The 14,637-nt window shown below is 70.9% G+C and carries 13 protein-coding genes; 6 read left to right on the top strand and 7 right to left on the bottom strand.

What is annotated here, in order from left to right; all coding sequences use genetic code 11:
• The first annotated feature begins 31 nt into the window (after positions 1–31).
• On the top strand, positions 32–187 hold the full coding sequence (locus tag V9U70_RS18240; protein WP_336676531.1) for a hypothetical protein: 156 nt from the start codon (positions 32–34) through the stop codon (positions 185–187).
• Entirely contained in the window at positions 184–1,785 is a 1,602-nt protein-coding gene (locus V9U70_RS18235; RefSeq protein ID WP_336676529.1) for a peptide chain release factor 3, read from the top strand. The genes V9U70_RS18240 and V9U70_RS18235 overlap by 4 nt, the downstream gene beginning before the upstream one ends.
• A 262-nt stretch (positions 1,786–2,047) precedes the next feature.
• Here the strand turns inward: V9U70_RS18235 and V9U70_RS18230 are convergent, their stop codons facing one another.
• Positions 2,048–2,443, bottom strand: a complete 396-nt coding sequence (locus V9U70_RS18230; RefSeq protein ID WP_336676855.1) for a MerR family transcriptional regulator — start codon at positions 2,441–2,443, stop codon at positions 2,048–2,050.
• Between the two features lie 399 nt (positions 2,444–2,842).
• Here V9U70_RS18230 and V9U70_RS18225 point away from each other — a divergent pair, with 399 nt between their 5' ends.
• Positions 2,843–4,345 (top strand): SulP family inorganic anion transporter, encoded by a 1,503-nt coding sequence (locus V9U70_RS18225; RefSeq protein ID WP_336676527.1) that lies wholly within the window; start codon positions 2,843–2,845, stop codon positions 4,343–4,345.
• Here the strand turns inward: V9U70_RS18225 and V9U70_RS18220 are convergent.
• From V9U70_RS18220 to V9U70_RS18210, 3 genes are all read right to left on the bottom strand, one after another.
• Positions 4,329–5,612 (bottom strand): APC family permease, encoded by a 1,284-nt coding sequence (locus V9U70_RS18220; RefSeq protein WP_336676525.1) that lies wholly within the window; start codon positions 5,610–5,612, stop codon positions 4,329–4,331. The genes V9U70_RS18225 and V9U70_RS18220 overlap by 17 nt on opposite strands.
• A gap of 207 nt (positions 5,613–5,819) precedes the next feature.
• Positions 5,820–6,908, bottom strand: a complete 1,089-nt coding sequence (arsB, locus tag V9U70_RS18215; RefSeq protein ID WP_336676523.1) for an ACR3 family arsenite efflux transporter — start codon at positions 6,906–6,908, stop codon at positions 5,820–5,822.
• Positions 6,905–7,213 carry an ArsR/SmtB family transcription factor gene (locus V9U70_RS18210; protein ID WP_336676521.1) on the bottom strand — a complete coding sequence of 103 codons (309 nt, stop codon included), beginning with the start codon at positions 7,211–7,213 and terminating at the stop codon, positions 6,905–6,907. The genes arsB and V9U70_RS18210 overlap by 4 nt, the downstream gene beginning before the upstream one ends.
• Before the next feature lie 109 nt (positions 7,214–7,322).
• Here V9U70_RS18210 and V9U70_RS18205 point away from each other — a divergent pair, with 109 nt between their 5' ends.
• A complete protein-coding gene (locus tag V9U70_RS18205; RefSeq protein WP_336676520.1) occupies positions 7,323–7,751 on the top strand; it encodes an arsenate reductase ArsC in 429 nt (142 codons plus the stop codon).
• Positions 7,752–7,941: 190 nt separating this feature from the next.
• On the opposite strand, the gene V9U70_RS18200 is transcribed toward V9U70_RS18205, so the two are convergent.
• Positions 7,942–8,307: a hypothetical protein gene (locus tag V9U70_RS18200; RefSeq protein ID WP_336676519.1), complete on the bottom strand. Its 366-nt coding sequence runs from the start codon at positions 8,305–8,307 to the stop codon at positions 7,942–7,944.
• 242 nt (positions 8,308–8,549) lie between these two features.
• Positions 8,550–10,079 (bottom strand): helix-turn-helix domain-containing protein, encoded by a 1,530-nt coding sequence (locus V9U70_RS18195; RefSeq protein WP_336676517.1) that lies wholly within the window; start codon positions 10,077–10,079, stop codon positions 8,550–8,552.
• A gap of 398 nt (positions 10,080–10,477) precedes the next feature.
• Between V9U70_RS18195 and acnA the strand changes: the two genes are divergently transcribed.
• Positions 10,478–13,195 (top strand): aconitate hydratase AcnA, encoded by a 2,718-nt coding sequence (gene acnA / locus V9U70_RS18190; RefSeq protein WP_336676515.1) that lies wholly within the window; start codon positions 10,478–10,480, stop codon positions 13,193–13,195.
• Between the two features lie 88 nt (positions 13,196–13,283).
• On the opposite strand, the gene V9U70_RS18185 is transcribed toward acnA, so the two are convergent.
• On the bottom strand, positions 13,284–13,892 hold the full coding sequence (locus tag V9U70_RS18185; protein ID WP_336676513.1) for a hypothetical protein: 609 nt from the start codon (positions 13,890–13,892) through the stop codon (positions 13,284–13,286).
• A 99-nt stretch (positions 13,893–13,991) separates the two neighbouring features.
• On the opposite strand from V9U70_RS18185, the gene V9U70_RS18180 reads away from it, so the two are divergent.
• Entirely contained in the window at positions 13,992–14,609 is a 618-nt protein-coding gene (locus V9U70_RS18180) for a histidine phosphatase family protein (protein WP_336676511.1), read from the top strand.
• Positions 14,610–14,637 lie beyond the last annotated feature (28 nt).

The raw sequence follows: 14,637 nt of genomic DNA, 5'->3' as shown, positions 1-14,637 counted from the left end.
GGAGAGCGACGAGCAGGTGTACGAGGAATGGGTGGCGAAGTTGCGGAAGTACTGGGTACGGGCCGACGCGCGGTGTGAGGACCTGCGCCGGGGGCCGGGGACGGCGGAGAGGCCCGCGCGCTCCCCGCACGAGCGGCTCGCGCACCTGCCGGACGCTCCGGCCGCCGGATCGGGGGCGGCACGGTGAACGCCACGGGCGAAGGGGTCGCCGCCGAGGCGGCCAAGCGGCGTACGTTCGCGGTGATCAGCCACCCGGACGCGGGCAAGTCGACGCTGACCGAGGCGCTGGCGCTGCACGCGCACGCGATCACCTCGGCGGGGGCCGTGCACGGCAAGTCCGGGCGGCGCGGGGTGGCGTCGGACTGGATGGAGATGGAGAAGGCCCGCGGGATCTCCGTGACCTCCGCCGTCCTGCAGTTCGCCTACCGCGACTGCGTGCTGAACCTGCTGGACACTCCGGGCCACGCCGACTTCTCCGAGGACACCTACCGGGTGCTCGCGGCCGTGGACTGCGCGGTCATGCTGATCGACGCGGCCAAGGGGCTGGAGGAGCAGACCCGCAAGCTCTTCGACGTCTGCCGCCACCGGGGCATCCCCGTGATCACGTTCATCAACAAGTGGGACCGGCCCGGCCGCGAGGCTCTGGAGCTGCTGGACGAGATCGAGCGCGAGTTCCGCCTCAAGCCCACCCCGGTGAACTGGCCGGTCGGCACCGCCGGCCACCTGCGCGGCCTCGTCGACGTACGGGAGCCGGGGCAGATGCTGCGCTACACCCGCGCCCCCGGCGGCGCCCACGAAGCCGTCGAGGAGCGTCTGCCGGCCGAGCTGGCCGCCGCCGAGGAAGGCGCTGAGTGGGAGCAGGCCACGGAGGAGATCCAGCTGCTGGAGGCGGACGGCGCCGGGTTCGACCGGGCTTCGTTCCTCGCAGGCGGCTCCACGCCGGTGTTCTTCGGGGCGGCGGTCTCCAACATCGGAGTACGGCTGCTCCTGGACGCGATCGTGGACCTGGCCCCGCCGCCCGGGCCGCGGGAGCTGGAGGGCGGCGGCAGCCGGCCCGTCGACGCCCCCTTCTCCGGGCTGGTGTTCAAGGTGCAGGCCAACATGGACCCGGCCCACCGGGACCGGATCGCCTTCCTGCGGGTCTGTTCGGGCGTCTTCGAGCGGGGCTCGAACGTGACCCGTGCCGCCTCCGGAAAGCCGTTCGCGACGAAGTACGCCCACAGCGTCTTCGGCCAGGACCGTTCCATGGTCGACACCGCCTACCCCGGTGACGTGGTCGGCCTGGTCAACGCCGCGTCCCTGCGCGTGGGCGACACCCTCTACACCGGCTCGCCGGCCCTGTTCCCGCCGATGCCGACCTTCGCGCCCGAGCACTTCGCGGTCGTGCGCCCGGTCGACATCAGCCGCTCCAAGCAGTTCCGGCGCGGTATCAGCCAGTTGGACGAGGAAGGCGTGGTGCAGGTCCTCGTCAGCGACGTGCGCGGGGACCAGGCACCGGTGCTGGCGGCGGTGGGCCCGATGCAGTTCGACGTCGTCTCCGCGCGCATGGAGGGCGAGTTCTCCGCCCCCGTACGCCTGGAAATGCTGCCGTACAGCCTGGCGCGGGACACCGACGCGGCCGGAGCGGATGCGCTCAACCGCTCACGGCTGGTCAAGGGGGAGGCATTGACCAGGGTCCGCGACAAGGCGCAGCTCGCGCTGTTCCCGGACCGCTGGCAGGCGAACGCCTTCCAGCGGCAGTTCCCCGACCTCCGTCTCGGCACCCTTCTCGCGGCGCACGAGTAGTCCCCCAGGGGCCTCTCCCACGGTCTCCGGGACCTTCGCGTCCGGGGCGTGCCGGGCCTGTGCGCGCCGGCGGGTCCCGGGCGCGAGGCGGCCTCGTCTCACGGCTGTGACACCGGGCCGGGCGCCGCCCCGGGGGGAGCCGTGCCTCCGTCGCCACGTACGGCGCGTCGGGCAGGCGGTCGGCCGCGTGGCCCGGGCCACGACGGGGGCGGTCCGCGTACGGCCGCCTCCCCGCGCCGGCGTACGTCAGTGCCGACGCACGTCAGGCGCCGAGTCGGCGGCGGAGGGTGGCGGCGAAGTCCTCCGCCGCCATCAGCTGGGCGCGCAACGTCTCGCACCGGGCGTCGGCCACCTTGCGGTAGGAGTCCAGACGCTCCCGCAGCCGCTCCGTCTCGTCCTCGGACACCGGCGTGTCCGCCGCGGCGAGCCTGTCGGTGATCTCCAGCAGATCCCGCATCTCCTCCAGGGAGAAGTCCAGGGGCTTCATACGGCGGATGACCATCAGCCGCTCGACGTCCGCCTCGGTGTAGAGGCGGAATCCGCCCTTGCTGCGGGCGGAAGGAGCCACGAGCCCGACTTCCTCGTAGTGGCGGATCGTGCGCAACGACAGACCGGTTCGCTCGGCGACCTCGCCGATCTGCATCTGCCGCTCTGTCATCGTCACGCCTGCTCCTCTTGCGTTTCGTCAGTGTTCGGAACTGTGAATCCCTCCACATACGTGGCTGGAATCACATGGTCAGAGGGTCTGTTCACCTGTATCTCACAAGCCGCAACTCGCACTCTGCTCTCACGTCAGGGTAGACTCTGGTGACGTGCCCGCGCTGGACGGGTGAGGGCCGCCCGTCGGCGCCGAGCCCCAATCGGCTCCCGGCACTTCAGGACTTCTGGGCAATGATGCCCGATCGGCGGCCGGTGCGGCCGCCGCCGTCACCGGCAGGGCCGCCGTCGAGCAGACCCGTCGGGGCGTCGTTCGTCGGGCCTGCCGGGTGTGGGGGTCGAGTACGCAGCGTGGGCATTCCGTTCGGTGAATGCGTGCGCCCGAAACAGAAACGGTTGCATGTCTTCATCGCTGTCTGCAGGTCCCAGGTTCCGTATGTCCAGGCCGGACTGGCTCGCCTCCCCGAAGGTTTTCCGCACCGAGGTGCTGGCGGGCCTGGTGGTGGCTCTGGCGCTGATCCCTGAGGCGATCTCGTTCTCGATCATCGCGGGCGTCGATCCGGCGGTCGGGTTGTTCGCCTCGTTCACGATGGCCGTGGTCATCTCCGTCGTGGGCGGCCGCAAGGCGATGATCTCCGCCGCCACAGGCGCGATCGCGTTGGTCATCGCGCCGCTGAACCACGAGTACGGACTCGGCTACCTGATCGCCGCCGTGATCCTGGGCGGGATCATCCAGATCGTCCTGGGCACCCTGGGCGTGGCCAAACTGATGCGGTTCGTGCCGCGCAGTGTGATGGTCGGGTTCGTCAACGCTCTGGCGATCCTGATCTTCATGGCGCAGGTCCCCGAGATGCGGGACGTGCCCTGGGCCGTCTACCCGCTGATCGTCGGCGGCCTTGCGCTGATGGTGTTCTTCCCGAAGATCACCACCGTCATCCCGGCCCCGCTGGTCTCCATCGTGATCCTCACCGTGATCACGGTGGCCGCGGGCATCGCGGTGCCGACCGTCGGCGACAAGGGGGAGCTGCCCTCGTCCCTGCCGGTGCCGGGCCTGCCGGACGTGCCCTTCACGATGGACACCCTGAACACCATCGCCCCCTACGCCTTCGCCTTCGCGCTGGTGGGACTTATGGAGTCCCTGATGACCGCCAAGCTCGTCGACGACATCACCGACACCCACTCGAACAAGACCCGCGAGTCCCTCGGCCAGGGCGTCGCCAACGTGATCACCGGCTTCTTCGGCGGCATGGGCGGCTGCGCCATGATCGGCCAGACCATGATCAACGTGAAGACGTCCGGCGCCCGCACCCGCCTCTCCACCTTCCTGGCCGGATCGTTCCTGATGGTCCTGTGCATCGTCTTCGGCCCGATCGTCTCCGACATCCCGATGGCCGCCCTGGTGGCCGTGATGATCCTGGTGTCCTTCGCGACCTTCGACTGGCACTCGATCCAGCCCAAGACGCTCCAGCGCATGCCGGTCGGCGAGACCACCGTCATGGTCGTCACCGTCGCCGCGGTCGTCGCCACCCACAACCTCGCCGTCGGCGTCGTCCTCGGCTCGATCACCGCGATGGTGATCTTCGCCAAGCGGGTCGCGCACCTGGCGCAGGTGTCCGGAGTGGTCGACCCCGAGGGCAACCAGGTCGTCTACGCGGTCACCGGCGAGCTGTTCTTCGCCTCCTCCAACGACCTCGTCTACCAGTTCGACTACACCGACGACCCCGACGACGTCGTCATCGACCTGTCCGGCGCGCACATCTGGGACGCCTCCTCCGTCGCCGCCCTCGACGCCATCGAGACGAAATACGCCGACCGGGGCAAGAAGGTCACCATCGTGGGCCTCAACGAGGCGAGCGCCGAGATGCACGGCAAGCTCGCCGGTCAGCTCACCGCGGGCCACTGACGAAGACGCCGGCGGCGCGGCGGGCCCCGTAGGCGGCCGCTCCGAGGGCCAGGACGGCGGCGCCGGTGACGACGGAGGAGAGCGGCAGGGCGAAGGCCAGGGCCAGGCAGCCTGCCAGCCCGACCGCGGGGACCAGGCGCGGCGGGCGGCCTTCGGCCGGGGTGAGCGTCCACGCGGAGGCGTTGGCGACGGCGTAGTAGGCGAGCACCCCGAAGGAGGAGAACCCGATCGCCCCGCGCACGTCCGCCGTCGCGGCCAGGACCGCCACCACGGCGCCGACCACCAGCTCCGCCCGGTGCGGCACCCCGTAGCGGGGGTGTACGGCGGCCAGGACGTGCGGCAGATGCCGGTCCCGGGCCATCGCCAGCGTCGTACGGGAGACGCCGAGAATCAGCGCCAGCAGGGAGCCGAGCGCCGCGACGGCCGCCCCCACGCGGACGACCGGAGCCAGCCAGGGGGCGCCCGCGGCGCGCACGGCGTCCGCCAGCGGCATGGTTGAGTCCGCCAGCCGCTGCGGCCCCAGCACCAGCAGGACGCTGACCGCTACGAGGGCGTAGACGACCAGGGTGATGCCGAGGGCGACCGGAACGGCGCGGGGGACGGTACGGGCGGGGTCGCGGACCTCCTCACCGAGCGTGGCGATGCGGGCGTATCCGGCGAACGCGAAGAACAGCAGCCCCGCAGCCTGGAGCACGCCCCAGGGACCGGCGTCCGAGGCGATGGCCAGCCGGGCGGTGTCAGTCCCGTCGGAGGTGAGGGAGACGACCACGACGGCGGCGAGCACCGCCAGGACCACGGCGACGACGGCCCGGGTCAACCAGGCGGACTTCTGGACCCCGGCGTAGTTGACCGCGGTCAGCGCCACCACGGCGGCCACCGCCAGCGCGTGCGCCTGGTCCGGCCACAGATAGGAGCCGACGGTGAGCGCCATCGCCGCGCAGGAGGCGGTCTTGCCGACCACGAACCCCCAGCCCGCCAGATAGCCCCAGAAGGCGCCGAGCCGTTCACGGCCGTAGACGTAGGCGCCGCCCGACGCCGGGTAGCGGACGGCCAGCCGGGCGGAGGAGGTGGCATTGCAGTACGCCACCACCGCGGCGACCGCCAGAGCGAGCAGCAGCCCGGAACCGGCGGCGCGCGCGGCCGGGGCCAGCGCGGCGAAGATGCCCGCGCCGACCATGGCGCCCAGCCCGATCACCACGGCGTCGGGCACCCCGAGCCGCCGCCGCAACTCGTCCGGGGCCCCGGCCTGGCTCGCTGGTCTGCTCATCGTTGACTCCTCGGCGGCACGGTCGCACGCTCCCCAGGGCTGGGCACCGGCAGACACTGTACGAGGCGGGGCCGCCGCCCCGGCCTCAGCCCCGCCGACCGATGGCGGCGACGCCGGTGCGGCGGGCCGCCACCGCCGTACGACACCGTCCCGCCGCCCGCCGGGCGAGGCGGGACAGCGGGACGGCGGGGCGGTGTCGGAACCGGTTCACTCCAGCCGCGCCGCCGTGAACTTCTTGCGCCAGGCCAGCGACACGTAGACGAGGCCGACGAGGACCGGAACCTCGATGAGGGGGCCCACGACGCCGGAGAGGGCCTGCCCGGACGTGACGCCGAAGGTGGCGATGGCGACCGCGATGGCGAGCTCGAAGTTGTTGCCGGCGGCGGTGAACGCGAGGGTGGCGGTGCGGTCGTAGGTCAGACCGATGGCCTTGCCCAGCAGGAACGTGCCGAACCACATGAGCGTGAAGTAGACGAGCAGCGGGAGCGCGATCCGGGCCACGTCCAGCGGCTGAGAGGTGATGGTCTTCCCCTGGAGGGCGAAGAGGATCACGATGGTGAAGAGCAGGCCGTACAGGGCCCAGGGGCCGATCTTCGGCAGGAACTTCGCCTCGTAGGACTCGCGGCCCATCTTCTTCTCGCCCAGGTGGCGGGTGAGGAAGCCGGCGACCAGGGGGACGCCGAGGAAGATGACGACGTTCAGCGCGATCTTCCCCATGGAGATGTCGAGCTGTTCGCCCTCGCCGAGTCCGAGCCAGCCGGGCAGCAGGTCGAGGTAGAGCCACCCGAGCAGGCCGAAGGCGATGACCTGGAAGACGGAGTTCAGGGCGACGAGGACGGCCGCGGCCTCGCGGTCGCCGCAGGCGAGGTCGTTCCAGATGATGACCATGGCGATGCAGCGGGCCAGGCCGACGATGATCAGGCCGGTGCGGTACTCGGGCAGGTCCGGCAGGAATATCCAGGCCAGCGCGAACATCAGGGCCGGGCCGAGGACCCAGTTGACGACCAGCGAGGAGATCATCAGCTTCCGGTCGCCGGTGACGGCGTCGAGCTTGTCGTAGCGGACCTTGGCCAGCACCGGGTACATCATGATCAGCAGGCCCGCGGCGATGGGCAGGGAGATGCCGCCGATCTCGACCTTGGCGAGCGCGTCGTTCAACCCGGGAATCAGGCGGCCGAGCCCGAGGCCCAGAGCCATGGCGAGCATGATCCAGACGGCGAGGAAGCGGTCGAGCGTCGAGAGCCTCGCGACGACAGAGGGGTCCCCGGTGGTCGCGGGAGCTTGGGTGGGGGTCACGGACAGGCCCTCTTGTTCTCGGCAGCGGTGCGGGCGGACTCGGCCAGACCGGAGAGCTGGCCGGCGAGCTGGGCGATGACGTCGGGGCGGAGCTTGTAGTAGGTGAAGCGGCCGCAGGGTTCGGTCTCCACGACCCCGGCCTCGCGCAGCACTCTCAGATGGTTGGAGAGGTTCGTCTGCCGTGCGCCGGTCTCCTCCACGAGGTGGGTGGTGCACAGGGTTTCGCGGGCGAGCAGGGTCACGATCCGCAGGCGCAGGGGATCGCTCAGCACCCGGATCAGTTCAGCGTCGACTGACGTCATCATGGGCTGATACTGTCACATCAGTGGTGGCTGACACCACCGGGTGCTGACGTTCCTCGTGCCTGAACGCGTCCTACGTGCCCGAACTCGTCGCGAGACAAGAGAGACCCCCGTGTCCGAGAAGCCCTCCGTCCTGTTCGTCTGCGTCCACAACGCCGGCCGCTCCCAGATGGCCGCGGCCTGGCTGTCGCACCTGGCCGGAGACCGCGTCGAGGTGCGCTCTGCCGGCTCCGCGCCCGCCGACCAGGTCAACCCCGCCGCCGTCGAGGCGATGCGCGAGGCCGGCGTCGACATCAGCGCCGAGACCCCCAAGATCCTCACGGTCGACGCGGTCAGGGCGTCCGACGTCTGCATCACGATGGGCTGCGGCGACACCTGCCCCGTCTTCCCCGGCAAGCGCTACCTCGACTGGACGCTGGAAGACCCGGCGGGCCAGGGCGTGGACGCCGTCCGCCCGATCCGCGACCAGATCCGCGCACTCGTCGAGGACCTGATCGAGGAGATCGCCCCGCAGGTCCCGGGGCGGCGGCGGACCGTCTGAGCGGACCCTGTCCCACAGCGCTCCACGGAAGGGGCTCCGGCCGGGCGGCGCGCGGGACGGGGGTTAGGCGCCGCCCGGGGAGAGCGGCGCGCGCCGGGGATGGAGCGGGACGCTCACCGTCGTGCAGCCGAGGGTCGGCCGTGCTCCCGAGCAGAGCGGCGAAGCCCGCGCGACCTCGACGGACCCGGGCTCAGGCCCGGTCCGTCAACTCCTCGGCGTACACCTGTGACAGGGGCTGCGGGCCCACGTACTGCTGGCAGCTGCACTGGCCGGCCTCGTACCTCAGCGGCTTCTTGTTCTCGTCCCACGCCGTCGGCACCTCGACCCGCTCATGGCATCGCCCCTGCTTGTCGTGCTTGGCGAGGTGGTGCGCGCACCCGCACACCGGCTCCGGCGGCTGCTGCGCCGCTTCGAGCGCCAGCCGCTCCTGCTTCGCGGCCTCCAGAACCTCCATCTTGCGCTCGTGCCGGTTGCGCAGAGCAGTACGGGCGTTGTCGGCCATCCACGCGAAGCCGCCCGTCCAGAAGATGATGAGCAGCACCCAGATCCAGTTCACCGAATATCTCCTCCCCCTCGCACCGCTGAGTTCCAGGGTAGGCCCCGCGGCCCCTCCCGGGTCGGGCCCGGCGGCCCCGACAGGCCCGGCGGTCGGCGGCCTCCGGCCTGTGGCAGCGGCGCGTCGCGGGGGAGCGGGTGGTCAGGGCGCAGGGAGCGGAGAACGACCGGAGACGGTGCCGCGCCCCTCCCGGGCCCACCGGGCAGCAGGTCGGCAAGGAGGCGCGCGGCGGCAACCGTCGCTCAGATGTCCCGGAAGATCTCGATCTGCGCGCCGACCGAGTTGAGTCGCTCGGCCAGCTCCTCGTAACCGCGGTTGATCACATAGACGTTGCGGAGTACGGAGGTGCCCTCCGCCGCCATCATCGCCAGCAGCACCACCACGGCGGGCCGCAGTGCGGGCGGGCACATCATCTCGGCGGCGCGCCAGCGGGTCGGGCCCTCGACCAGCACCCGGTGGGGGTCGAGGAGCTGGAGGCGGCCGCCGAGGCGGTTGAGGTCGGTGAGGTAGATGGCGCGGTTGTCGTAGACCCAGTCGTGGATCAGGGTCTGGCCGTGCGCCGAGGCCGCGATGGCCGCGAAGAACGGGACGTTGTCGATGTTCAGGCCGGGGAACGGCATGGGGTGGATCTTGTCGATCGGCGCCTCCAGCTTGGAGGGGCGCACGGTCAGGTCCACCAGTCGCGTGCGGGCGTTGTCGGCGGCGTACTCCGGGGTGCGGTCGCAGTCGACCCCCATCTCCTCCAGGACCGCGAGCTCGATCTCCAGGAACTCGATCGGCACCCGGCGGATGGTGAGTTCGGACTCGGTCACCACGGCGGCGGCCAGCAGGCTCATCGCCTCGACCGGGTCCTCCGAGGGGGAGTAGTCCACGTCCACGTCGATCTGCGGGACACCGTGCACGGTGAGGGTCGTCGTGCCGACGCCGTCGACCCGTACGCCCAGCGCCTCCAGGAAGAAGCACAGGTCCTGGACCATGTAGTTGGAGGAGGCGTTGCGGATGACGGTCGTCCCGTCGTGGCGCGCGGCGGCCAGCAGGGCGTTCTCCGTCACGGTGTCGCCGCGTTCGGTCAGCACGATGGGGCGGCCCGGAGCGACCGTGCGGTCGACCTGCGCGTGGTAGAGCCCCTCGGTCGCGGCGATCTCCAGCCCGAACCGGCGCAGCGCGATCATGTGCGGCTCGATGGTGCGGGTGCCGAGGTCGCAGCCGCCGGCGTACGGAAGCGTGAACTGCTCCATCCGGTGCAGCAGCGGCCCCAGGAACATGATGATCGAGCGGGTGCGGCGCGCGGCGTCGGCGTCGATCGCCTCCATGTCCAGCTGGGCGGGCGGCACGATCTCCAGGTCCACGCCGTCGTTGACCCAGCGGGTGCGCACCCCGATGGAGTTCAGCACCTCCAGAAGCCGGAACACCTCCTCGATCCGGGCGACCCGGCGCAGGACGGTCCGTCCCTTGTTGAGGAGCGAGGCGCACAGCAGCGCGACGCAGGCGTTCTTGCTGGTCTTGACGTCGATCGACCCGGAGAGCCGTCGGCCCCCGACGACCCGCAGATGCATGGGACCGGCGTAGCCGAGTGACACGATCTCGCTGTCGAGGGCTTCGCCGATACGGGCGATCATCTCAAGGCTGATGTTCTGGTTGCCGCGCTCGATGCGGTTGACGGCGCTCTGGCTCGTGGCGAGCGCCTCGGCCAGCTGCGTCTGTGTCCAGCCCCGGTGTTGGCGGGCGTCTCGGATGAGCTTGCCGATGCGTACGAGGTAGTCGTCTGACATGGCGGCAGGTTATCTCAGATATGAGATGAGGGTGATGTGGGGGTGGGCTGTTGGAGTGACGGGTGCGCATGCCCTCCGCCGCCGCCTGCTCGCTCCAGGGTCTCTCGGTTCGCGGTCCGGAGCGCGGGGCGCGCGTCCGAACGGGGGGTCGAGGGGGTGTGTGCCGAGACGCACCGACGGGCCGGCCGCACCTGGGCATGACCGAGCGGCGGCTATGTACTAGAGTTATCTCGACATCGAGATATCTGCCGAGGCGCACCGCAGCCGCCGCCCGGTAAGGCTTACCTAACTAAGCTCTTACCTTAGCGGATGGTGGGGGCCGTAGGCGGCACCACGCGGCGCCCGTTTCCCATGAGGCGCGGCGCGGGGATACGCGCACATTGAAGAAGGAGACTGTCGTGTCGGCGAACAGCTTCGACGCCCGCAGCACGCTGCGCGTGGGCGACGAGTCGTATGAGATCTTCAAGCTGGACAAGGTAGAGGGCTCCGCGCGCCTCCCGTACAGCCTGAAGGTGCTGCTGGAGAACCTGCTCCGCACCGAGGACGGCGCGAACATCACCGCCGACCACATCCGGGCGATCGGCGGCTGGGACTCCCAGGCACAGCCCAGCCAGGAGATCCAGTTCACGCCGGCCCGCGTGATCATGCAGGACTTCACCGGCGTGCCCTGCGTCGTCGACCTCGCGACCATGCGCGAGGCCGTGAAGGAGCTGGGCGGCGACCCGGCGAAGATCAACCCGCTGGCCCCGGCCGAGCTGGTCATCGACCACTCCGTCATCGCTGACAAGTTCGGCACCAACGAGGCGTTCGCCCAGAACGTCGAGCTGGAGTACGGCCGCAACAAGGAGCGCTACCAGTTCCTGCGCTGGGGCCAGACCGCCTTCGACGAGTTCAAGGTCGTCCCCCCGGGCACCGGCATCGTCCACCAGGTGAACATCGAGCACCTGGCCCGCACGGTCATGGTCCGGGGCGGCCAGGCCTACCCCGACACCCTCGTCGGCACCGACTCGCACACCACCATGGTCAACGGCCTGGGCGTGCTGGGCTGGGGCGTCGGAGGCATCGAGGCCGAGGCCGCGATGCTCGGCCAGCCGGTCTCCATGCTGATCCCGCGCGTCGTCGGCTTCAAGCTGACCGGTGAGCTGAAGCCGGGCACCACCGCCACCGACCTCGTGCTGACCATCACCGAGATGCTCCGCAAGCACGGCGTCGTCGGCAAGTTCGTCGAGTTCTACGGCCAGGGCGTCGCCGCGACCTCGCTCGCCAACCGCGCCACCATCGGCAACATGTCGCCGGAGTTCGGCTCCACCGCCGCGATCTTCCCCGTGGACGACGAGACGCTGAAGTACCTGCGCCTGACGGGCCGCGACGAGCAGCAGGTCGCCCTGGTCGAGGCGTACGCCAAGGAGCAGGGCCTCTGGCTGGACCCGGCCGCCGAGCCGGACTTCTCCGAGAAGCTGGAGCTCGACCTCGCCACGGTCGTCCCCTCCATCGCCGGCCCGAAGCGCCCGCAGGACCGCATCGTCCTCGCGAACGCCAAGGAGCAGTTCGCCCAGGACGTGCGCAACTACGTCATGGACGACATGGAGGCGAGCAAGGAGTCCTTCCCGGCCTCCGACGCCCCGGCCGTGTCCCCCAACGGCGTCCCGTCGAAGCCGACCACCGTCACGGCCCCCGACGGCTCGACGTACGAGATCGACCACGGCGCCGTCACCGTCGCCGCGATCACCTCGTGCACCAACACCTCCAACCCGTACGTCATGGTCGCCGCCGCGCTCGTGGCCAAGAAGGCGGTCGAGAAGGGCCTGACCCGCAAGCCGTGGGTCAAGACCACCCTCGCCCCGGGCTCCAAGGTCGTCACCGACTACTTCGACAAGGCGGGTCTGACCCCCTACCTCGACAAGGTCGGCTTCAACCTCGTCGGCTACGGCTGCACCACCTGCATCGGCAACTCCGGCCCGCTGCCGGAGGAGGTCTCCAAGGCGGTCAACGACAACGACCTCGCCGTCACCTCCGTGCTCTCCGGCAACCGCAACTTCGAGGGCCGGATCAACCCCGACGTCAAGATGAACTACCTGGCGTCCCCGCCGCTGGTCGTCGCGTACGCCATCGCCGGTTCGATGAAGGTCGACATCACCAAGGACGCCCTCGGCGTCGACCAGGAAGGCCGGCCGGTCTACCTGGACGACATCTGGCCCTCGGAGGCCGAGGTCAACGACGTCGTGGCGAACGCCATCGGCGAGGACATGTTCAACAAGTCCTACCAGGACGTCTTCGCGGGCGACGCCCAGTGGCAGGCGCTGTCGATCCCCACCGGCGACACCTTCGAGTGGGACGCCGAGTCCACCTACGTGCGCAAGCCCCCGTACTTCGAGGGCATGACCATGGAGACGAGCCCGGTCGAGGACATCACCGGCGCCCGGGTGCTCGCCAAGCTCGGCGACTCGGTCACCACCGACCACATCTCCCCGGCCGGTGCGATCAAGGCCGACACCCCGGCCGGCAAGTACCTCACGGAGCACGGCATCGAGCGCCGTGACTTCAACTCCTACGGTTCGCGCCGGGGCAACCACGAGGTGATGATCCGCGGTACGTTCGCCAACATCCGCCTGCGCAACCAGATCGCGCCGGGCACCGAGGGCGGCTACACCCGCGACTTCACCCAGGACGGCGGTCCGGTGTCGTTCATCTACGACGCCTCGCAGAACTACCAGGCCGCCGGCGTGCCGCTCGCGATCCTCGCGGGCAAGGAGTACGGCTCCGGCTCGTCCCGCGACTGGGCCGCCAAGGGCACCGCGCTCCTCGGCGTCAAGGCGGTCATCGCCGAGTCGTACGAGCGCATCCACCGCTCGAACCTCATCGGCATGGGCGTCCTGCCGCTCCAGTTCCCCGAGGGCCAGAACGCCGCGACCCTCGGCCTCACCGGCGAGGAGGCCTTCTCCTTCACCGGCGTCACCGAGCTGAACGACGGCACCACCCCCCGTACGGTCAAGGTCACCACCGACACCGGAGTGGAGTTCGACGCCGTCGTCCGGATCGACACCCCCGGCGAGGCCGACTACTACCGCAACGGCGGCATCCTGCAGTACGTGCTCCGCAGCCTCATCCGCAAGTAGGCGGAGGGCGCCAGTGACGAGGGGCCGTACCCCGGAGTTCCGGGGCACGGCCCCTCCGCGTTCCCCGACCCGGGGCGGCGTCCGTCTCTCAGCCCGCCGAAGGGGTCCGCGCGAGGTCGTCGAGCCGGCACGTCGTGCCGCTCGGCACCTCGCCCAGCCCCTGGACCTTCTTCTCCGCCGACTCGCCGGGCCCGAGGCCGAGGACCCCGGTCACCCCCTCCGCGACCGTGGCGCCGTCCTTGTCCAGGAACTCCACGCTCACGTAGTAGTCCGCCGGAGCCGCCGACCCGTTCACGACCTCCACATCGGCGGCCGGCCACCCGATCTGCGGGTCCCTGGTGCACGCCGTGATCGTGACGTCGTCCGCCACGTCCGCCACGTCCGCCGCGTCCGACTCCTCGGTCGCGCCGGGCTCCTCGGCCGGCTCCCCAGGCTCCGCGCCGTACGGGGCGGCCGACCGCTCCGGCGGCAGGTCCATCGAGTCCGTGACCGTACCCATCAACGTGTAGACGAGCGCCGTCACGGCCCCCACCAGGGCGAGCCCGCCCCCCACGGAGAGCGCCACGACCAGCCCCGTACGCTGCCGCCCGCGTTCCGGAGCGGCGGCGGGGGCCGCCCAGGGCGAAGCCTCCGGCTGCGGCGCGGGGTGCTCGGGACGCGGCTGTTCGGGCGGCGGAGGCGGGAAGGTGTCGGACATGAGGTCCCCCCACGGGAAGTCGGTCAGGTGAGGGGCTTACGGTACGGGGCCACCCCCGCACCTCCCGCACCACCCGCGCAGAAGGCGAAAGGAACCGCTGTGGGCGAGCTGATCCTCGTCCGGCACGGCGAGACCGAGTGGTCCCGCTCCGGACAGCACACGAGCTACACCGACCTCCCCCTCACCGACGTCGGGGAGCGCCAGGCCCGCGCCCTCGTGCCGCTGCTGGCCGACCGGCACATCGAGCTCACCCTCGTCAGCCCGCTGATCCGGGCCCGCCGCACCGCCGAACTGGCCGGGCTCCCCGCGCCCCGGGTCACCCCCGAGCTGCGGGAGTGGGACTACGGCGGGTACGAGGGCGTCACCACCCGGGAGATCCGCCGCACCCGGCCCTTCTGGAACCTGTGGACCGACGGCGTCGACCCCGGCTCCCCCGAGCACCCGGGGGAGAGCCCCGAGCAGATCGGGCAACGGGCCGACCAGGTGCTCGCGGGCGTCCGCTCGGCGGCGGAGGAGCTCGGGAGCGGGGACATCGCTCTCGTCGCGCACTCGCACTTCCTGCGCGTCCTCACCGCCCGCTATCTGGGCCTGACTCCGGCGGAGGGGCGGCTCTTCCAGCTCGCCACCGGCGCGGTCTCCCGGCTCGGCACGGAACACGGCCGACCGGTCGTCACCGCGCTCAACCTGGCCCTGCCGGACGGGCTCGCGCCGGGGTGAGACGGCCGGACGGCAGGGGGCCCGCCGG

Origin of the sequence: Streptomyces pratensis (assembly GCF_037137275.1) — a bacterium.
Classification (GTDB): domain Bacteria; phylum Actinomycetota; class Actinomycetes; order Streptomycetales; family Streptomycetaceae; genus Streptomyces; species Streptomyces pratensis_B.
Note: the sequence above shows the minus strand (reverse complement) of the source record. Positions and strands in the feature narration are given on the sequence as shown.

What these genes read in the sequence shown, in the direction of transcription:
- V9U70_RS18210 (WP_336676521.1), bottom strand. Translation starts at nt 7,213, where the DNA reads ATGATGACGTCAGTCGACGCTGAACTGATCCGGGTGCTGAGCGATCCC.
- V9U70_RS18195 (WP_336676517.1), bottom strand. Translation starts at nt 10,079, where the DNA reads ATGTCAGACGACTACCTCGTACGCATCGGCAAGCTCATCCGAGACGCC.
- V9U70_RS18185 (WP_336676513.1), bottom strand. Translation starts at nt 13,892, where the DNA reads ATGTCCGACACCTTCCCGCCTCCGCCGCCCGAACAGCCGCGTCCCGAG.
- V9U70_RS18230 (WP_336676855.1), bottom strand. Translation starts at nt 2,443, where the DNA reads ATGACAGAGCGGCAGATGCAGATCGGCGAGGTCGCCGAGCGAACCGGT.
- V9U70_RS18220 (WP_336676525.1), bottom strand. Translation starts at nt 5,612, where the DNA reads ATGAGCAGACCAGCGAGCCAGGCCGGGGCCCCGGACGAGTTGCGGCGG.
- V9U70_RS18225 (WP_336676527.1), top strand. Translation starts at nt 2,843, where the DNA reads ATGTCTTCATCGCTGTCTGCAGGTCCCAGGTTCCGTATGTCCAGGCCG.